Source organism: Enhygromyxa salina (assembly GCF_002994615.1).
Taxonomy (GTDB): Bacteria; Myxococcota_A; Polyangia; order Nannocystales; family Nannocystaceae; genus Plesiocystis; species Plesiocystis salina_A.
Genome location: NZ_PVNK01000187.1, coordinates 1 through 18206 on the forward strand (window position 1 = coordinate 1; position 18206 = coordinate 18206).

Genomic DNA, 18206 nt, shown 5'->3' on the forward strand with positions numbered 1-18206 from the left:
GGCCCCCGCGCCTCGCCTCCAAGCCCCCCGCTCCGCCCGCTGCGTGGCCCGCTCCCGCGCCCTTGGATCAGCCGATGTTCGACGAAGAGACCCACTGGATCGAGATCCAGCTCATCGGCGAAGACGACGAGGGCATCGCCCACATGCCCTGCGAGATCACCCTCGCCGACGGCCGCACGCTGCGGCGCACCACCGACGCTCACGGCCTCGTTCGCGTCGAGGCCATCCACGATCCCGCGAATTGCATCGTGGAGTTCCCGACCCTGGACGCCGAGGCGTGGGCGGCGATCTGACGCGAAGAACCCGAAGAACCAGGACTCCGAGCCATGGCCGCCCCGCTCACGATTAACGAGGTCCTCACCAATCGCTCCAACAAGATCGACAGCGAGCACGAACAGCGCGTGCTCACGGCCAAGTCCAAGCTCCAGACCATCAGCTCGAGCCTCAGCGACAGCTCGCAGACCACGACCATCAACCTCCCCGCCAAGGCCAAGGCCCTGACCATCGTGTCGTGGAACGTCCAGACCTTCGAGCCCGGCAAGAGCCTGACCAACCCCTTCGTCAACCGCGTCATCAACGAGACCCTCGCGGCCCTCGACGTCGACGTCTGCGTGCTGCTCGAGACCCGGACCGACTGCTACGTCAACATGGGCGCCATCGAGACGGGCTACGCACAGGCCGAGGGGTGGGCGGCCTACGGCGGCGACGACGAGGAAGGCGACGAGGACGGCGAGCGCCTCGACGGCCTCGACGGCGGCCCGCCGTTGACCTACCTCCAGCACGGCAGCGACATGACCGGAAAGCTGTGGCGGCCGCCCAAGCGGATCCACGTCTACGACGTGGGCTTCGCCGCGACGTGCAAGAAGATCACCGACTACGCCTCGCTGGTGAGCCTGAGCAAGGCCGACAAGAAAGCCAAGCTCGATAACAAGAAGCTGACCAAAAAGAAGGCCAAGAAGCTCACACGACTGCAGAAGGCCTACACGCAGGGCAATCTCGAAGGAGCCGAGAAGGCCAACGCTGCCCAAAAGAAGCTCGCCCGCGACTACGCCTTCTTTCCCCGCTTCCTCAAGTCGCTGTGCACCGGTGAGTCCGGCCCGAGCACGGACTGGAAGGTCGTGCTCACAGCCAAGCGCTTCGAGGCCCTGCGCTTCTACTACGACACTTTGGTCCTCGACAATCAGCTCAAAGCCCAGCCCGTCGACGTCACGACCCTCGCCAATCTCGACCCCCAGCACAACTGGCGCGTCGTGTTCGAGCTCAAGCGCTGCTCGGCGTGCAATCTCAGCCTCGGCAGCGGCGACTGCGACAGCTGCGAGCAGTACGGCCCCTACAGCCTCCCGCTCAAGCTCCTGCGCGCGAGCGTCGACGAGATCACCTTCTATCGATGCTCCGCCCAGGAGAGCTACGCGGTCCTGCTGCGGCCCAACGCCGAGACCTTCGGACCGAGCTCCCGGGGCATCTGGCTGCGGGGCAAGTGCGCCGCAGCGCACGTCGTCGCCAGCAACCTGCTCATGCGCGCGCCCGACGAGCTGATCACGTCGACCTCGGGCCCCGGACCCGTCAAGCTCAAGGCCGGGCGCCTGCTCGGCTATCAGGACAATACCAACAAGCTCGGCTTCTACGGACGCTGTCCCTTCAAGCTCGGCCTCGAGCTCTGGCTGCCCGGTGAGACGAAGAGCCGCCACGTGCCCATGGTCGCCTTCCACGGCCCCTTCGGCGCCTCGACCAACGCTGGCATCGAAATCCGCGCGGCCGCGATGAAGGAGCTCATTCGCGCCGACGTCGGCGTGGCCCGGCTCGACAACAAGGGCCAGCCGGTGGTCAACAATGGCAAGCGGGTCTTCGTCCCTTTCGCCGAGGTCCCCCAGGGCATGATCATTGGCGACTTCAACCTCGACTGGTCTCCGGGCGTCAAGAAGCCCAAATCCCCCCAGAAGATCGCCAACCAGCTCTACGACTTCTTCGACAGCATCGGCTTCAACCCGGCCATCAAGGACGGCATCGCGACCTCGCTGATCACGACCCACGACAAGAACCAGGCCTGGACCAGCAAGGGCCCCGCGACCGCGGACTTCACCAGCAGCGCCTACGACAACTGCTTCATCAAGGGCGCCGAGCTACAGTCCAAGCTCGCCAACGCCGCCGTCGTCGACGTCATCCAGATGATTGCCGACAATATCGACGACTACCAACTGCCCCCCGACGATCATCTGGCCACCAAATTTTCGACTCTCAGCGCCAAGCAGCGAGCCTTTTACATCTATCACAACTACGTCAGCGACCACCTGCCGATCGTCATCGACATCCTCGTCCAGCCCCTCGGCGAGGGCAGCTGGCTGCTCGAGCGCCTGCGGGCCCAGAAGAAAGCCCTCATGGGCAGCACCAAGGTTCATCAGTATGAGGTACTCTTCTCCTACAAGGAGATGCTCGACCTCGACCGAAGCTCCATCGAGAAGCCCTGCCGGACCGATCGTACGACCGAGGCCGGGCGCGAGACCAAGTGGATCGGTAAAGTCGTTGCTCACCAAGACGAGCACCTGGTCGTCGCCTGCGAGATCATGCGCGGACACATTGGACGCTTCGCCTGGCATCCCCCGGGGCCGCCCAAGGTCGTGGCGTTCTACCTGAAATACTTTCCCGTGGGTTGTTGGGTCGAAGCCACCATGCTCGAGGCGAACGCCATCGCGTAACACCAAAGTCGTTCCCCCGTCCAGCGCCGGAGCCAGTCGAGCCGACGCAGCTGCGCCTGGCGTTCGACGGCGAGACCCCCGAGCCCGACGCCGCCACCAAGCGCTCGCCCCGACATCCATGGGCGTGGTTGCTGCGTCGGGTGTTCGCGGCCGACGTGACCGTCTGTCCGCGATGTCGCGGTGTAGAGTTGCCGCATGAAGATCGAGAAGCGGGAGCCTGGGACCCACTGGAGCAGCGACCTTGGGGGATTTCGAATTTCGGAATGGGCGGACGTGGATGAGCTTTTGGCGTTTCGGGATGGGCGTCGCGCAAGTGAACCGGGATCGCAGCTGCTCTTCATCCTCGATGACCGGGCTCAAGCGGCCTACACGAGCGGGCACGCCCGCAACAAGCACGAGCTACTCAACATCGACCCGGAGAGCCTGCCGCCATCGGAGCGCGCGCTCTACGAAAAGGACGCACGTTTTACGCCGGAGCGCTGGGCGTCGGTGGCGGTCCCGCGGCTCCGGGCCCTCGCTGAAGAGACCACGCTCTCGTTCAAAGAGGATCTCATTCCCATCGATGACCCCGACATCGATCTCTTGGCGCTCTATCGTGACCCGTCCGGCGTGTTCCGCACTCCGCTGGATTGTCTCACCATCGCTGCCGACGAAGCTTCGATGGCCATCGCGGCGCTTCCAAACGGCTACTTCCAAGGCGACCTGACGCCGATGGAGAATTACAAGCTCGCCGAGTACTTGCGCGAAGGCTTCGGCTACGAGGTCCTCGGGTTGGGTTCGTTCCTCGCCGCCTACGTTCGCGACGAACCGGTGGGCGAGGCGGAAGCACGAGGCGTCATCGACTCGGTCCACGACCTCTACCCGATGTCCGACGAGCTCGCCGCGGAGTGGGCCGGGATGCTCACAGGCCAACGCTGGTTTCTGTTGAGCTACCGCGGCAGCTGATGCGCCCACAACGTCGTCTTTGGCACCAAGTAGACTTGGGAACGAAGCGCACACGCACGACAGCACCAATAGCGAACGGCGCTTGCGACCTCGGCCGTCGAGCGCTGGCCCGACGTGCGCGTTGACGCCAGCGACTTCGGCCAGGGGCGAGACGCCATGAGCGCCGCCGAGTGAGGGCCTTCGCAGGACCCCGCGCACCGGAACGGCCCGGCAGGCGGGCGGGTTCATGCCGTGGGATCGCGGGCTTGGAGGGCGTTCGCCCTGTGCATGAACGCCTGCGCGACGGTCTCGCTCGACTGGCTGGCGAACCTGCCTTCGCTCCCACTCGTGGCGGGGATCGTCGAGATCCCCGCGCTCGATCAACGCGGTGAGCGCGTCGACGCTGAGTTCGGGTGTGTCTCTTATTAAAGTCGGCGGGTAGCTCTGAAATGATCCCTGATTCATAGTGAGAATACTCGCGGGTTGATTCGTCCCCGACGGCGGGCGCCCGCCCGAGCGGCGTCGCGACCAGCCCGGCGGCGACGACCGCCGCCCCGAGCCCCGTCGCCGCGTCCGCCTGCGGATCCTGGTGGGCGCCGCGCCGAGCCCCGGTCCACACAATTGGCCGCCCGAGCGGGGCACCTTCTCGAGCTTGAGTCCGGCGATCTCGTCGATCTCGCCCGCCGGCTCGCGCCCGAGGAGCTCGACGCGGGGCTGCGCGTGCTGGTGGTGCTTGCCGAGCTCGTGCGTACGACCGGCAAATGTGAACAATGCATCGGTGTGAATATCGACTGCGAAGAATTCGCGGACGATGATTGCGAACAGAAGAAGGTCTCGGCGCTCGCCGCACGGCCACTGCTATCTGCCAAGATTGCCTCGTAGCTCGCCGTCAGCACCCCATCGACGCGGTACGAACGCAGGCGCTCGCGTGGCCTGCGCGTGCTAGCGTTCGCGAATGATGCTCCCAGTCATTCTGTCCACGCTCCTCTCAAACTTCGCGACTTCAGACCCGAATCTGTGCGATCTCCTGCATGCGGACGCAAGCGGGGCGCCGTATCTGGACTCGACCGGCCAGGGCCTTGCGCGGTATTGCGCCTGGACGGGTCCGGAGGCGCCGGTCCTCGACGCGAACCTATGCTGCGATATCGACGTCGACGGTGCGGCTTGCACCGCGGCCGATCACACGGGCCGGTGCCGGTCGGGGACACGCTTTTATTGCGAGTACGGCGAGGCCACCGCGGCTGGCGTCATCTGCTACCAGCCGTTCCCGAGCATGTGCGACGCCGGGTTGTGCGTGGCTCCACCCGACGTGCCGCCCCCCGGGCTGGCCATAGACGGGCTTGTCTGCTGCGCAGGGGGGGTCTGCGTACCCGTTGGCGGTGACCCCGAGTGGGAGTGTCCGGGGCAGTACCTCGCGTGCCCGTACGGCATCCAAAACGCCGATGGAACCGTCGAGTGTTACACTTGACCCTACGTGACTAGCAGCCCGTGGTGCAATGCCTCGCGCCGCCTCGCTTGGCCTCTTCGCCGAGGGCTTTGTCACCAAAACTTGCAGTACGCCCGGTACAGCGGCGTTTTGGCTTCGCGCCCTCGGCGAACATTCCGGCGCGAGGCGACACGATGCATTGCACCGTTCGTTGCGTGACCGGGAAATCGCTATAAATATATGACATTACTGGATTCAGGTTCTTATTCTGGGGGTCGAGTTGGCATCCGCCGATCGTCGGCGTCTACGCTCGCTGGCGACAGATGTCCTCCCGAGCGCTCACGCTACTGGATCAGCGTGATCTGCCCCTGTTGAATGAACATGTCGAAGAACTCGCCGCCCGGCATCCACCAGGTCTCGCCGCCGGGGTCGGCCCCGGTCTCGATCAGGATCCCGGCCGTCGTCATGCCGAGCGCCAGCGCGTGTGTCTCGGGGCCCGCCGGAGCGCACAAGGTGCACGAGAAATCGCCCGGGGCGCAGGCGTCGGTCTCGAAGTCGAAGTGCTCGGCGTCGACGATCTGGATGACCGGCGCGCCAGGGATCGCGTCGTAGACCGGCAAGAAGTTGTTGTTGGTGTTGCACTGGCCCGGGGCGGCGATCGAGCCGCGAGCTGGGCTGGCCTGGTCGGCGAGGCCGAGGCCGAGGTCGGCGTTGTCGACCGCGTCGAGCCCGACGAAGGCGACGGCGCTCTGATCGGTCGCCGCGGCGACGAAGGCCGCGAGGCCCCCGGCGGAGAAGCCCGAGTAGACGGCGCCCTCGGGGGCGATCGCCTGGCCGAGCGCGGCGATGGCCTCGCCGTTTTGCTGGTGGTCGATCGCAAAGCTGTTGGTGCACAGCGGGACCGTGTAGACCGTGACCCCCCAACTCGCGATGTGCCGCGCCGTCTCGGCCATGTCGTCGATGCTGCGCATGAACCCGTGAGCGAGGAGCACGGGTGTGTCGCTGTCGGCCACGTCGGGCTCGAACACGCCGTAACTGAGGTCGCACTCGGGGGTGACCTGCATCGAGCCCTCGCCGACGCTGACCGAGCGCGGGCCCGGGTTGCGGTAGTCCTGGCCGACGGGGTCGCCGTCGCCGTCTCCTGTTGGATCGCCGTCGCCGTCTCCTGTTGGATCGCCGTCGCCGTCTCCCGCTGGATCGCCATCGCCATCGCCATCGCCGTCTCCCGTTGGATCGCCGTCGCCGTCGCCGTCACCGTCGCCGCTGTTCTCGTCGCCGCTCGTTTCGTCGCTGCCCTGTTCGACCCCCGGTTCACCGTCGTCCCCGCACGCGCTGGCACCGAGCCCGAGCCAGGCTGTGAACAAAACTACAGGAACGTTGTGATAGCAGCACTTGGTGGTCATGGTGCGATGCACGCACACCGTAAAGCGAGCGTCAAGGACCAGCACGCTCTCCGGTAGTGTCGGGTCGATGGGAGCTGAGTCGTTTGTCCGGCGACGCATTTGAAGTGCGGCGGCGGGATCAGTGCGACCAAGCGCCCAATGAAGCCGAGCGGGTCGATGACCACGGCGTGCACACCGCTACGCCAGGCGCGCTTGGGTGCGTCTCTAATTAAAGTCGGCGGGTGGCTCTGAAATGATCCCCGATCAACAGTGAGAATACTCGCGGGTTGATTCGTTCCCGACGGCGGGCGCCCGCCCGAGCGGCGTCGCTACCAGCTCGGCGGCGACGACCGCCGCCCCGAGCCCCGTCGCCGCGTCCGCCTGCGGACCCTGGTGGGCGCCGCGCCGAGTCCCGGTCCACACAATTGGCCGCCCCGAGCGGGGCACCTTCTCGAGCTTGAGTCCGGCGATCTCGTCGATCTCGCCCGCCGGCTCGCGCCCGAGGAGCTCGACGCGGGGCTGCGCGTGCTGGTGGTGCTTGCCGAGCTCGTGCGTACGACCGGTAAATGTGAACAATGTATCGGTGCGAATGTCGACTGCGAAGAATTCGCGGACGATGATTGCGAATAGAAGAAGGTCTCGGCGCTCGCCGCACGGCCACTGCTATCTGCCAAGATTGCCTCGTAGCTCGCCGTCAGCACCCCATCGACGCGGTACGAACGCAGGCGCTCGCGTGGCCTGCGCGTGCTAGCGTTCGCGAATGATGCTCCCAGTCATTCTGTCCACGCTCCTCTCAAACTTCGCGACTTCAGACCCGAATCTGTGCGATCTCCTGCATGCGGACGCAAGCGGGGCGCCCTATCTGGACTCGACCGGCCAGGGCCTTGCGCGGTATTGCGCCTGGACGGGTCCGGAGGCGCCGGTCCTCGACGCGAACCTATGCTGCGATATCGACGTCGACGGTGCGGCTTGCACCGCGGCCGACCACACGGGCCGGTGCCGGTCGGGGACACGCTTTTATTGCGAGTACGGCGAGGCGACCGCGGCTGGCGTCATCTGCTACCAGCCGTTCCCGAGCATGTGCGACGCCGGGTTGTGCGTGGCTCCACCTGACGTGCCGCCCCCCGGCCTCGCGGTGGATGGCGTTGTCTGCTGCGCAGGTGGTGTCTGTGTCCCCGTAGTCGGAGAGGACGGGTGGGACTGTCGTGGGGAATTCCTCGCATGTTTGTACGGCATTCAAAATGCTGATGGTACCGTAGATTGCTACACTTGACGCTCTTCGACTAAGTCTTCTCTAAATGTCGGTACACTTCGCCGACCTGGACTTCGATCTCTTCGAGCGTGACTGGCGCTGCTCCCACGGCTGGGGGGGCGCCAGCGCGCTCAGTGGCTCCGTGAGCATCGCTAGCGACGGATGCCGCGTTCGCCCACTGCTCGGCCATCAGAACCACTGCCGGGTAGGTGGCCTCCTCCGTCGCCGCCGTGTCTTTGGGTGACTGCGAACTCTCGAGGTCCACGGCCGCCTCCGCGAATGTCTGTGCGACGATGATAGTATCCAGAGCCAAGTCTAGGTGAGTGTAGCCCTCGATGCCGGACGTGGAAGGATTGCGGAGTCGTGCATCATGCACCGCTTCCCACAGCGAGTTCGCACTCCTGTAGTCACCATCTCGAATCAGCCGACAGATGCTCTGGACCTCCGGGCTCGGCTCGAGGGGCGGCAGCTCCCACAGCGCACACCCTTCCTGTTCCGGCGGCGACGCCTCGGCGGGGTCGGGGTCGGTCTCCGCCCATGGGACATGCTCGACGCCCCATGCTCCCAGCAACGCCGCGCCCGTCAGCAACAGCCCCAGCACAAAGGGGCGGCGCCTCGCTTCCGTGACCTTCGAAGACCCAGGCACGACCGCGGGCGCGTCGAGACCTGTCTCCTGCGACGCCCCCGGTCGCTCGCGGAGCTTGTCGAGCTCGGCCACGAGCGCGTGCATGTCCGGGTACCGCTGCGCAGGATCGACGCTCAAACCCCGGCGCACGACGCTCCGCACGGCCTCGGGCACGGCGGGCTGCAGCACCCAGGGCTCGCCGCGCTCGATCGACTCGAGCAGCTCCGCGGGGGTCCAACCATCGTAGGGGAGCCCGTGCTCGAGCCCCTGCCACAGCGACACGCAGAAGGACCACTGATCCGACAGCGGGTCTCCAGCCTGCCCGCGGAGCACTTCGGGCGCCATGAAAGGCAGCGTGCCCGGGCGGTGGCGCAGCTCCTCGCCGGCGAGGTGGTCGGCGATCACCTGCGCGAGCCCGAAGTCCGCGACTCGCGGCCAGAGCTCGGCGTCGAGCAGGATGTTCGAGGGTTTGAAGTCCCCGTGCACGATCCCCGCGTCGTGCGCGGCCGCGAGGCCCCGGCCGGCACCACGGTAGACGTCGACGACCTCGGGCCACGGCGGGTCCTCGTCGCGCACGAAGTCGTGGGCGTTGACGCCGTCGACGAACTCCATCACGAAGAACACGTCATCGCCCTCGCGGCCGGGCTCGTGGATCGAGACGATGTTGGGGTGCGAGAGCTTGGCGAGGACCCGGGCCTCGTTCATCAGGCCCTCGGCGGACTCGGGGCCCCGCGTCATACACAACTTGAGCGCGACGAGACGGTCGAGCTCGGGATCCCGAACCTTGAACACGACACCGAAGCCGCCGAGACCACGGGTTGCGAGGGCCTCGAAGCGGCCGATCGTCTGCAGCGGGTGGTCGGGGTTGAAGAGGTGGAGGCTCGCGGCCTCGCTGACGGCCTCCATCAGCGCCTCCCAGCGCGGGGGCGTTGTGAAGCGCTCGTCCTTGTGGTGGGCGAGCTCGTCGAACACCCGGCCAGCGCCTTGGCTGTGTTGAGCTGGGGTCGTCAAGAACGGGAGCTTACCGCAATGTCGACGCGTGCGTCGGGCACGCTCATTATTGGCCCTTTGGCCAGTTGTTGACGACTTTTGAATAGTGTCTCGGTGTGAATGTGGACGGCGAGCGGTTAGGACACATCAGCGGGGTCGGTGGGATCCGAGGAGGAGCAAGGTGCCCTCGGGTGGTGCAGAGTGTGTTGCTGTGCAGGTCTGGGCCGAGGGCAGAGCGCCCAGCGACACTTCAGCGTGCGGAAGTCACCCTCGACGAGCCGTCGCTGGCCATCGCTGCGGCTGTCGCTGCGCGAGCGCACCCGAGTCCCCGTCACGCCCTCGTGAGCCAGTTGGTCGTGCCGGTCAAACGGCGAGGTCGAGGTCGAGGTCGAGCTGGCCAGGCAGAGCTGGCCGCGGGCGCGGTGGCGGCCGAGGCCCGAGGCCGACGTTGCCGAGGACCCCCGCGACATCGTCTCGAGAGTCCGCGATCTCGACCAGGCGCATCCGCCCGCCACAGCGAGGGCAAGTCATGATGTCGACCGCGAACACCCGCTGCAGCAACCACGCCCAGGCGTGCCGAACCGTGGGCGCCGGCGTCGTCTCCACCCAGGCGCGCATGGAAGAAGATGCTGGCTAGCAGCCCGGGCTGCTAGGGTTCTATCCGTCGCCACGTTCCCGCCGCACGTGGTCGATGAGGGCTCGTAGCTTCGGAGCAAGGTTCCGCCGCTGGGGAAAGAACAAAAAGAACCCGGCGAACGGAGGCAAGTACTCCTCCAACAACGAAACGAGGCGCCCGGATTCCACCTCCCGCCGGAAGGTGTCCTCCGTAGCGAAGGTGATCCCGCCGCCCGCGAGCGCGAGGTTGATCATCAGACGAAGGTCATTCGTGGTGATCTGCGGGCCGACGGCGACGTCAAACTCAACGCCCGCTTCCTCAAACTCCCAGCGGTAGGGAGTCACGTGCGGTGAGGGACGCCAGCCGATGCAGCGATGATCGATGAGCTCGCGCGGGTGAGACGGAGTCCCGTTGGCCGCGAGGTACTCCGGCGTGGCAACGGCCATCTGACGTTGCTGGCCGGTGACCGGCACCGCGATCATGTCTTGTTCGATGACTTCGCCCAGCTGTACGCCGGCGTCAAAGCCTTCGCCAACGATGTTGACGGGAGCGTCCGTCACGGTGATGTCGATGGTCACCCTCGGATAGGCGGCGGCAAAAGACGCGATGAGCGGGCCCGACAAAAAGCGCTCGGCGATGGACGTGACGGCCACACGCAAATGCCCGCGGGGCGCGACCTCGCTCGCGACCTCCTCCAGCGCGGTACCGATGTCCAACATGGGTCGCGCGAGTGCGCTCTGGAGTCGCTCGCCGGCTTCCGTGAGGCGGACAGCCCGCGTTGTTCGAGTGACGAGGGTGACGCCCACCGAATCCTCAAGCCGCCGCACGGCTTGGCTCACTGCGGACCGAGTTACGCCTAACCGGTCCGCTGCAGCCCGAAAACTGTGCTCCTCGGCGACGGCTAGGAACATGGGCAGGAGGTTCATGTTGATCGCCATTGTCCAGCGCTGCTTACCAACGTGTCGAGCGGTGGGCAAGTTGTGCTGACGAGTGATCGACCCGATTGTTCCCTCGCAGGTGCGGCCTGCTTTCAACCTCAAAGGAGCATTCGATGGACAAAGTCATTCTCATTACAGGCGCCTCAAGCGGCATCGGCGAAGGTATCGCTCGCGAACTAGGCGCAGCGGGGGCGAAGGTCGTTCTCAGCGCGCGGCGAATCGAACGCCTCGAGGCCATCGCCAAGGAGATCCGCGAGGCCGGTGGCTGCGCAGAAGTTAGGCGCGTCGACGTCACCGAGCGTGAGGCCATGCTCGCCTTCGCCCAAGAGGCCGTCGAGCGATGGGGCCGCATCGACGTGCTCGTGAACAACGCCGGTGTCATGCCCTTGTCACCGCTCAGCGCGGGCTTGCACGACGAGTGGGAGCGCATGGTGGACGTCAACATCAAGGGCGTCCTCTGGGGCATCGCCGGCGTCCTTCCGCAGATGCGAAAGCAGGGCAGCGGACAGATCATCAACATCGCGTCCATCGGGGCGCTTTCGGTGGTGCCCACCGCCGCCGTGTACTGCGCGACGAAGTTTGCCGTGCGCGCGCTCTCGGATGGCCTGCGCCAAGAAAGCCCTTGCCTGCGCGTGACCTGCGTCAACCCGGGGGTCGTTGCGAGTGAGCTTGCGTCGACGATCACGGACCCGACGGCAAAAGCCGCCATGGAGGAATACCGCGCCGTTCAGCTCGACCCCGAGGACATCGCTCGCGCTGTCCGTCAACTCATCGAAGCGCCTGACAGTGTGAACGTTAGCGAGATCACCATCCGCCCGCGGGCCTAAAGCTCGGCCTCAGCGGCGACGCGATCGCTGCCCAGGTCGCCCACGCGGCACGCGTGGACGCCGAGGCCGCCCGCCACCAGCTGTGGTCGGTCTGCAGGCCCTTGAAGGCCACGCCGCAAGCGACGGCGGACCGAAAACTCTGCGCGTTGTTGTCAGCCCGACAGCGGCCCATCACGGGGACACGGTCCTGGTGGTCGAGGGGTCGGCGGTGTCCGGAACGAGGACCATCGAGTTCGACGGCGCAGGCAAGCTGACGGACGCCATCGTGCTGAAGCAGGCTAGCAGCCCGGGCTGCTAGCGGGGCGCGGTCGGCCCGTCAGCGCAGCGGCAGCCGGGCGATCAGCTCGCCGGCGCGCCGCGCTAGCGAAACTGGTCCGTCGCCCGCACGAGGCGGTCGACGATCCCCGGCTCATAAGACGAGTGGCCCGCGTCGTCGACGACCCACAGCTGGGCCTCGGTCCAGGCCCGCGACAGCTCCCACGCCGACATCATCGGGCACACGACGTCGTAGCGGCCCTGCACGATCACGCCAGGGATCCCGCGGATCCGACCGACGTCGCGCAGCAGCTGACCGTCGACCTCGAAGAAGCCACGATTGACGAAGTAGTGGCACTCGATCCGCGCGAACGCGAGGGCGAAGGCGTCGCCCCCGGCGTGGTTGATGTAGTCGGGTCGCTGACGCAAGAAGCTGGTGCTGGCCTCCCACACGCTCCACGCCTGCGCCGCGGCCAGACGGACCGCCGGGTCGTCGCTGGTCAGGCGGCGGTAGTAGGCGCTCATCATGTCGCCGCGCTCGGCCTCGGGGATCGGCGCGAGGTAGTGCTGCCAGGCGTCGGGGAACATCGAGCTGGCCCCCGACTGGTAGAACCACAGCAGCTCCTTGCGTCGGAGCATGAAGATCCCGCGCAGGACCAGCTCGGTGACCCGCTCGGGGTGACGCTGGGCGTAGGCCAGGGCCAAGGTGCTGCCCCACGAGCCCCCGAACACCTGCCAGCGATCGATGCCGAGCCGCTCGCGCAGCGCCTCCATGTCGGCGACCAGGTGCCAGGTGGTGTTGTCCTCGAGGTTGGCGTGGGGCGTGCTCTTGCCGCAACCGCGCTGGTCGAACAGCACGATCCGGTAAGCCGCCGGATCGAAGAACTGACGCTGGGACGCGCTGGTGCCTCCGCCCGGGCCGCCGTGAACGAAGACCACCGGCTTGCCCTGCGGGTTGCCCGAGACCTCCCAGTAGAGCTCGTGGGTGTTGGAGACGCGCAGGCGGCCCTGCTCGTGGGGCTCGATCGCCGGGTAGAGCTCGCGCCGGGTCTTGTCGCTCATGGATTTGCCTCCTGCGCGGCGATCAGATCGGCCGGCGCCTGAACGAGCTCGATCAGCACGCCTTCACCCCCGAGCGGAAACTCGGCGTTGGCCTTGGGATGGATGAAGCAGACCTCGTGCCCGGCCGCGCCCTTGCGCACGCCGCCGGGCGTGAAGCGCAGGCCTGCGGCGCTCAGCCAGGTCACCGCCGCGGCCAGATCGTCGACCCACAGGCCAATATGGTTGAGCGCGGGCTCGTGGACCTTGGGCCGGGCCTCGGGGTCGATCGGCTCCATCAGATCGATCTCGACAGCGCCGTGGCCGTGCCCGAGGGCGAGGATGTCTTCGTCGACGTTCTCGCGTTCGGACCGATAGGAGCCGACCTGCTCGACGCCGAGCAGATCGACCCACAACGAGCGCAGCGCGGCCTTGTCGCGGCCGCCGATCGCGACTTGCTGGACACCGAGGACACGAAAGGGGCGGGGATCGGGCATGCCCGCCGAGCATAACGCTACTCAAAGGGCTTTGAGCTGCGACCCCCTGAGGAACGGTCGCGGCGCCCCCTTACCGCTCCAGCAGGTCGGACGGCAGGCGCCCATGGCCCTCGAGCACCGTGAGCACCTCGACCCGGTCATCGAAGATCCAGTAGACGATTCGGTAGCCTTTCTTGAGAATTTCCCGAACATCCTCGCGCTAGCACCCCGGGCTGCTAGAGCTCAGGCACCACGCGGCCGGAGAAGGGGAGCTCGGAGGCGCGCTGCGCCGCGGCGGCCAGCATCCTGACCCCGCGCTCGGCCGCGATCGGATCGTCCGCCACGATATAGGCGTCGATCTCCTCCAGGTCCTCGGCGGACCGCTCCGTCCAGCTCAGGGGCCGGCCCGTCACTTGGACCGCTCGGCGAACCGGGCCTCCATTCGGGCGACGAGCTGGGCATGGGTCATGGTCCGGCCGGCCCTGGAATCCGCCATGCCCGCCTCGATCGCCGCGATCACCCTGCGACGCTCGGCCTCACGGGACTCGTCGTCCTCCGCCTCGGGAGCGCGCTCATCCATCGCGGGTGCTCCGGATCCTGGCATGGGGAGAAGCTACCTCACCCAGCCTTGCGACGCCAAGCCATGGGTCGCCCGAGCCGAACCTTGCCCAAGGCGCCGTGCTCGATCCTCGAGCGCCGCCGGCACCGGGCCTTCGAACGCGCTTCAATTGTGCATGCGCGGCTGCTCGCGCGACGCCGTCCGGATGATCTCGGCCTCGTGCTCGGCGAGCTCGCGCAGCCGCGCCTGGACGCTGGCCTCGTCGAGCCCGACGCAGACCCGGGCGAGCTCGACGTAGGTCGCGTGGTGCCGGGCCTCGCTGACGAGGAGGCCGTCGTAGAGCGCGAACAGCTGGTGGAGCGGGTGCTCGGGCGCCTCGGCCCCGCGCGCGGACAGAGCTCGCGCGATCAACTGCATCCGCTCGCAGCTGCGCGCCTCGATCAGCGAGCAGCACAGCAAGATGTCGAGCAGCCGCGCGGGCTGCTCCTTGCGGACCGCGGCCATCAGGCGCCCGGCGTAGGGGCTCGGCTCCTGGCGGACGAACTCCCCGCCGCGGCGGCGGATCAGGCTCACGACCAGCTCGAAGTGCTCGAGCTCCTCGCGCGCGAGCGCCGACATCGGGACCATCAGCTGGGGGTACTCGGGATAGCGGAAGATCATGCTCAGTGCGGTCGACGCGGCCTTCTTCTCGCAGTGGGCATGGTCGAGCAGGATCTCGTCCATGTGCGCGAGGGCCCAGGCCCCCCAGTCGTCTTCGCTCGTGGCCGCTAGGTGCAGCATCGCGGCGAGAGTATGCTGCGTCGGTGAACCACCGTCGGCCCCCACGCGTGCTGTGGCGCACGGCCCTGCCCTTGCTGGGCTGCTGTGCCTGCGTCAGCACGGGCGGCGTTGCGGCGCGCGGCCACTACCAGACCCCCGAGCGCCCAGCTGCGCCGGAGCCAGCCCCGCTGCTGGTCTCGGCCCACCTCAGCCGCTTCGGGGTCGAGCCCGCGCCGATGTCCGAGACGGGCGCGGCGCGCATGGTCGAGGGCAGCGAGGCCAGCGAAGATCGGCTCGTGCTGGTGTTCGCGCACGAGCTGGATCCGACGACGATCGACCCGCGCGCGCTCGCGATCTTGCGCGCCGACGGGCGCCGTGTGCGACCGACCCGAGCCTTCCTCGCGCCCGCCGACGAGGGCGACGAGAACCGCAGCCTGACCCTGACCGGCAACTTCGGCAGCGAGGGCGCGACGCCCGTCGCGGTCCACGTGATCGGCCGGCTGTACGCCGAGACCGGCGAGGATCTGCAGGGCCTCGACGCCGACATCTCGGGCCCGAGCGAGCCCGATCGCCCGGTCGTGGTCGAGCAGCTCGAGCCCGGCCCGAGGCGCTGCCCCGACGCGCGCGGGGTCGTGCGCAGCTACTGGACCGACACCCTGACCGGGGTCGGCGACGACGACCTCGCCGGGATCGAGCTGCGCCTCGCCGACGGCCGCACGCTGGCCCCGAGCGGGTTCGACGATCAGGCCCAGCGCGAGGGCGAGGGCGAAGGCGAGGCCCTCGACGCCGGCCGGGCCGACGACAACGTGCTCGACCTGTGCGTCGACGCCGACGTCGCCGTGGTCCACGTGCGCTTCGCCGCCGGGCTCTTCGCCGACCCGGGCGGGGTCCCGAGCGCGGCCGCCGACGTGGATCTGAGCCCCAACCCAGGACCGGTGCCCTGAACCATGGTCGCGCCCAAGCGTCGCTCGATCTCGCTGCCGATCATCCTGTCCTCGGTCGCGGTCGCCCTGACGATCACCTTGTTGCTGGTCTGGATCCTCGTGATCGCCCGCAACATGGAGCTGCTCCAGGCGACCTTCGTCGGCAACCTGAGCCTGCTCGTCGGCGGGATCGTCTCGTTCGTCGCGATCATCACGGTCCTGGTCATGTTCACGGTGTTCCTCGTCCGCGAGATCAGCGAGGTCCGCCGCCAGACCAGCTTCATCGACTCGGTCACCCACGAGCTCAAGACCCCGCTGGCCTCGCTCAAGCTCGCCGCCGAGACCCTCGCGCGCCCCGAGCTCGCGCCCGATCGCCGCGAGCAGCTCCGGGTGATGATGCTGCAAGACGTCTCGCGCCTCGTGAGCCTGGTCGACGGGATCCTCGACGCCAGCCGCCTCGTCGTCGGCCACGAGGCCGGGGAGCTCGGCGAGGTCGTGATCGCCGACCTGATCGAGCAGGTCGCGAGCGAGGTCGTCGGCCGCCACCACATCGACCGCGACGCGGTCGTCCTCGCCCTCGACGACTCCCTGGTCTTGTTCATCGACACGACCGCGCTGCGGACGATCGTCTCGAACCTGGTCGACAACGCGATCAAGTACTCCGACGGCACGCCTCAGATCCGCGTCGAGGCCAAGCGCAGCGAGGACGGTCGCCACGTCGAGATCAACGTCAGCGACCGCGGGATCGGGATCGCCAAGGGCGACCTCAAGCGCATCTTTCAGCGCTTCTACCGGGTCCCCGAGGAGGCCGTGCGCTCGCGCCACGGGACCGGGCTCGGGCTGTTCGTGGTCGCGGCGCTGGTCAAGTGGCTCGGAGGCAAGATCGAGGCGATCTCGGCGGGGAGCGGCGAGGGCACGACCATTCGCGTGCTCCTGCCCGACCGCTCCACGAGCAGCTGACCGAACGCGACGCGCACCTTGTGGCCCCTCAGGGCCCGCGAAACGCCCCAACCCAAAACGCGCGCTGATCCTCGACGTCGACGAGCTGGCCCGCGGCGATCAACAGCTCGCCATCGCGCGAGGCCCCGATCGCGTCCACGGACAGGTTGGGCGTCAAGATCGTCGCCCCGATCGCCGCGTAGCGAGTCTCGCAGACCGGCTCACCCGCGCCGTCGAAGCGATGCATCCACCCCTCCGACCACGCGTCCTCGCTCTCGTCGCGCTCTAGGCTGCCGCCCGTGAACACCTCGCCACCGAGGGCAGCCGCGACCCCGCCGAGCGTCCAGTCCTCGCCCGCGTCGATGAAGCTGTCCATCTCGCGGGTCCAGGCGATCTCGCCCTTCGTCAGCGCGTGGACCCAAAAGGTCGCGCCGGGCCCGAGCCGGCTGACGCCAAAGTACACCTCGCCGCCTGGGTTGACCGAGAGCGCGATCGGGACGTGATCGTGGCCGGGTGACTCGTCCGCGTGCGGGGCCCAGTCGCCCTGCAGGACCCCGGCGGCGTCGAATGAGAACAGGTGGGCGTCGTTCGTTTCATAGTCGACGTACTCGACGCCCATCGCCCAGATCGTGCCGTCGGGCGCGACGGCCACGGGGCCGCCCCGATCGAGCGAGAAGCCGTTGGCCGCGAGCTCGCCGGACCAGGTCGTGGCCCACAGCTGGGCGCCGTCGGCCGCGGCGAGCTCGGCCAACCACAAGTCACCGTCCTTGTCGGCGACGCGCTGGTGGCCGCACACGATCGGGTTGCCAGCCGGAGTCACCGCCACGCCGCCGGCTCCGTCCTTGGCCCCGTCGACGGGCCCATCGAAGCTCGCGGCCCAGACCTCGGCGCCCCCCGGATCGAAGCGTCCGACCCAGATGTCGGTCTCGTCGCCGAGGTCGACGGTCGCGCTGAGATAGACCTCGCCGCCAGGCCCAAGGGCGACGCCGGCCGCGAGCTGATCGAGCCCTTCTTGGGGGTCGATCACCTTGGACCACAGCGGCGCGCCGTCGCTCGCGAAGGCGCCGAGCCACAGGTCGTCGTCGAGCTCGGCGGTCAGCGCAGCGAGGGTCCCGGCGACGACGACCTCGCCGCTCGGCCCGATCGCGATGTCACCGACGACCGCTTCAACCTCGGGCGAGGTCGCGGGGACCGTGGCCTCCCACAGCAACCCGCACGGGATCCGGCACTGGCTATCGCAGCCATCGCCGTCGTCGAGGTTCGCGTCGTCGCACTGCTCGCCGTCCTCGAGGTAGCCGTTGCCGCACTCCGGCGGCGGCGGATCGAAGCTCGGTGGGCTGGTCTCGCTGCCGCCGTCGGCGTCGAGCGCCGCGTTGTCCGTGCACGCGCAAACCAGGGTCAGCGCCGACGCGACCGCGAAGCCGCGCCCTCGCCACAGTGCTCGACCGCGGGCCACCGCGGCAGCATGGCCCGAGCACCGAACCCGGTCAACGGTCAGGGCCTGCGCCCGGCGCCGAGTATCGAGCTCGTACTCGCACGACACGCCCAGGCTCGAGCCTCGAGACACGCAGCCCCTCGCCCTCG

The 18206-nt window shown here is 67.8% G+C and carries 17 protein-coding genes and 1 pseudogene; 7 read left to right on the forward strand and 11 right to left on the reverse strand.

The features are described from left to right. From ENSA5_RS21690 to ENSA5_RS21705, 4 genes and pseudogenes are all read left to right on the forward strand, one after another. A pseudogene (locus ENSA5_RS21690) lies at nt 1-293 on the forward strand (hypothetical protein); the annotation flags it as partial. A 33-nt stretch (nt 294-326) separates the two neighbouring features. Further along, a complete protein-coding gene (locus tag ENSA5_RS21695) occupies nt 327-2693 on the forward strand; it encodes an exonuclease/endonuclease/phosphatase family protein (protein ID WP_106393594.1) in 2367 nt (788 codons plus the stop codon). A gap of 195 nt (nt 2694-2888) precedes the next feature. Further along, a complete protein-coding gene (locus ENSA5_RS21700) occupies nt 2889-3638 on the forward strand; it encodes a hypothetical protein (RefSeq protein WP_146155967.1) in 750 nt (249 codons plus the stop codon). Nucleotides 3639-4238: 600 nt separating this feature from the next. Further along, nucleotides 4239-4499, forward strand: coding sequence for a hypothetical protein (locus ENSA5_RS21705; protein WP_106393596.1), 261 nt, complete (start codon nt 4239-4241; stop codon nt 4497-4499). 888 nt (nt 4500-5387) lie between these two features. On the opposite strand, the gene ENSA5_RS21715 is transcribed toward ENSA5_RS21705, so the two are convergent. The 5 genes from ENSA5_RS21715 to ENSA5_RS21735 form a co-directional block, all read right to left on the reverse strand. Beyond that, nucleotides 5388-6446 carry an alpha/beta fold hydrolase gene (locus ENSA5_RS21715; RefSeq protein WP_146155968.1) on the reverse strand — a complete coding sequence of 353 codons (1059 nt, stop codon included), beginning with the start codon at nt 6444-6446 and terminating at the stop codon, nt 5388-5390. A gap of 243 nt (nt 6447-6689) precedes the next feature. After that, nucleotides 6690-7001: a hypothetical protein gene (locus ENSA5_RS21720; protein WP_106393599.1), complete on the reverse strand. Its 312-nt coding sequence runs from the start codon at nt 6999-7001 to the stop codon at nt 6690-6692. Nucleotides 7002-7708: 707 nt separating this feature from the next. Next, nucleotides 7709-9313: a serine/threonine-protein kinase gene (locus tag ENSA5_RS21730; protein ID WP_146155969.1), complete on the reverse strand. Its 1605-nt coding sequence runs from the start codon at nt 9311-9313 to the stop codon at nt 7709-7711. Nucleotides 9314-9655: 342 nt separating this feature from the next. Continuing rightward, complete coding sequence (locus tag ENSA5_RS36225) at nt 9656-9910, reverse strand: ATP-dependent helicase HrpA (RefSeq protein WP_146155970.1); 255 nt, start codon at nt 9908-9910, stop codon at nt 9656-9658. A gap of 39 nt (nt 9911-9949) precedes the next feature. Further along, entirely contained in the window at nt 9950-10846 is an 897-nt protein-coding gene (locus ENSA5_RS21735; protein WP_106393602.1) for a LysR family transcriptional regulator, read from the reverse strand. A 113-nt stretch (nt 10847-10959) separates the two neighbouring features. Between ENSA5_RS21735 and ENSA5_RS21740 the strand changes: the two genes are divergently transcribed. Beyond that, nucleotides 10960-11673, forward strand: a complete 714-nt coding sequence (locus ENSA5_RS21740; RefSeq protein WP_106393617.1) for an SDR family oxidoreductase — start codon at nt 10960-10962, stop codon at nt 11671-11673. 360 nt (nt 11674-12033) lie between these two features. Here the strand turns inward: ENSA5_RS21740 and pip are convergent, their stop codons facing one another. The 5 genes from pip to ENSA5_RS21760 all read right to left on the reverse strand — a co-directional run bounded on the left by pip (nt 12034) and on the right by ENSA5_RS21760 (nt 14781). Further along, nucleotides 12034-12990, reverse strand: coding sequence for a prolyl aminopeptidase (gene pip / locus ENSA5_RS21750; protein ID WP_106393604.1), 957 nt, complete (start codon nt 12988-12990; stop codon nt 12034-12036). Beyond that, nucleotides 12987-13463: a VOC family protein gene (locus tag ENSA5_RS21755; protein WP_106393605.1), complete on the reverse strand. Its 477-nt coding sequence runs from the start codon at nt 13461-13463 to the stop codon at nt 12987-12989. Before ENSA5_RS21755 ends, pip begins: the two co-directional genes overlap by 4 nt. Nucleotides 13464-13678: 215 nt before the next feature. Beyond that, nucleotides 13679-13855 (reverse strand): type II toxin-antitoxin system RelE/ParE family toxin, encoded by a 177-nt coding sequence (locus tag ENSA5_RS36230; RefSeq protein WP_146155971.1) that lies wholly within the window; start codon nt 13853-13855, stop codon nt 13679-13681. Beyond that, nucleotides 13852-14022 carry a hypothetical protein gene (locus tag ENSA5_RS38015; protein WP_181198016.1) on the reverse strand — a complete coding sequence of 57 codons (171 nt, stop codon included), beginning with the start codon at nt 14020-14022 and terminating at the stop codon, nt 13852-13854. The genes ENSA5_RS36230 and ENSA5_RS38015 overlap by 4 nt, the downstream gene beginning before the upstream one ends. A 144-nt stretch (nt 14023-14166) precedes the next feature. Continuing rightward, nucleotides 14167-14781: a MiaE family protein gene (locus ENSA5_RS21760; RefSeq protein ID WP_106393606.1), complete on the reverse strand. Its 615-nt coding sequence runs from the start codon at nt 14779-14781 to the stop codon at nt 14167-14169. A gap of 23 nt (nt 14782-14804) precedes the next feature. Between ENSA5_RS21760 and ENSA5_RS21765 the strand changes: the two genes are divergently transcribed. Both ENSA5_RS21765 and ENSA5_RS21770 read left to right on the forward strand, forming a co-directional pair. After that, nucleotides 14805-15704: a hypothetical protein gene (locus ENSA5_RS21765; RefSeq protein WP_146155972.1), complete on the forward strand. Its 900-nt coding sequence runs from the start codon at nt 14805-14807 to the stop codon at nt 15702-15704. A 3-nt stretch (nt 15705-15707) separates the two neighbouring features. Then, nucleotides 15708-16643, forward strand: coding sequence for a sensor histidine kinase (locus tag ENSA5_RS21770; protein WP_106393608.1), 936 nt, complete (start codon nt 15708-15710; stop codon nt 16641-16643). A gap of 28 nt (nt 16644-16671) precedes the next feature. Here the strand turns inward: ENSA5_RS21770 and ENSA5_RS21775 are convergent, their stop codons facing one another. Next, nucleotides 16672-18078 (reverse strand): hypothetical protein, encoded by a 1407-nt coding sequence (locus tag ENSA5_RS21775; protein ID WP_181198017.1) that lies wholly within the window; start codon nt 18076-18078, stop codon nt 16672-16674. Between the last annotated feature and the right edge of the window lie 128 nt (nt 18079-18206).

Bases quoted from the DNA above. Each gene is read 5' to 3' on its own strand.
- ENSA5_RS21695 (WP_106393594.1), top strand. From the start codon at position 327: ATGGCCGCCCCGCTCACGATTAACGAGGTCCTCACCAATCGCTCCAAC.
- ENSA5_RS21700 (WP_146155967.1), top strand. From the start codon at position 2,889: ATGAAGATCGAGAAGCGGGAGCCTGGGACCCACTGGAGCAGCGACCTT.
- ENSA5_RS21715 (WP_146155968.1), bottom strand. From the start codon at position 6,446: ATGACCACCAAGTGCTGCTATCACAACGTTCCTGTAGTTTTGTTCACA.
- ENSA5_RS36225 (WP_146155970.1), bottom strand. From the start codon at position 9,910: ATGCGCGCCTGGGTGGAGACGACGCCGGCGCCCACGGTTCGGCACGCC.
- ENSA5_RS21735 (WP_106393602.1), bottom strand. From the start codon at position 10,846: ATGGCGATCAACATGAACCTCCTGCCCATGTTCCTAGCCGTCGCCGAG.
- ENSA5_RS21740 (WP_106393617.1), top strand. From the start codon at position 10,960: ATGGACAAAGTCATTCTCATTACAGGCGCCTCAAGCGGCATCGGCGAA.
- pip (WP_106393604.1), bottom strand. From the start codon at position 12,990: ATGAGCGACAAGACCCGGCGCGAGCTCTACCCGGCGATCGAGCCCCAC.
- ENSA5_RS21755 (WP_106393605.1), bottom strand. From the start codon at position 13,463: ATGCCCGATCCCCGCCCCTTTCGTGTCCTCGGTGTCCAGCAAGTCGCG.
- ENSA5_RS38015 (WP_181198016.1), bottom strand. From the start codon at position 14,022: ATGGATGAGCGCGCTCCCGAGGCGGAGGACGACGAGTCCCGTGAGGCC.
- ENSA5_RS21760 (WP_106393606.1), bottom strand. From the start codon at position 14,781: ATGCTGCACCTAGCGGCCACGAGCGAAGACGACTGGGGGGCCTGGGCC.
- ENSA5_RS21770 (WP_106393608.1), top strand. From the start codon at position 15,708: ATGGTCGCGCCCAAGCGTCGCTCGATCTCGCTGCCGATCATCCTGTCC.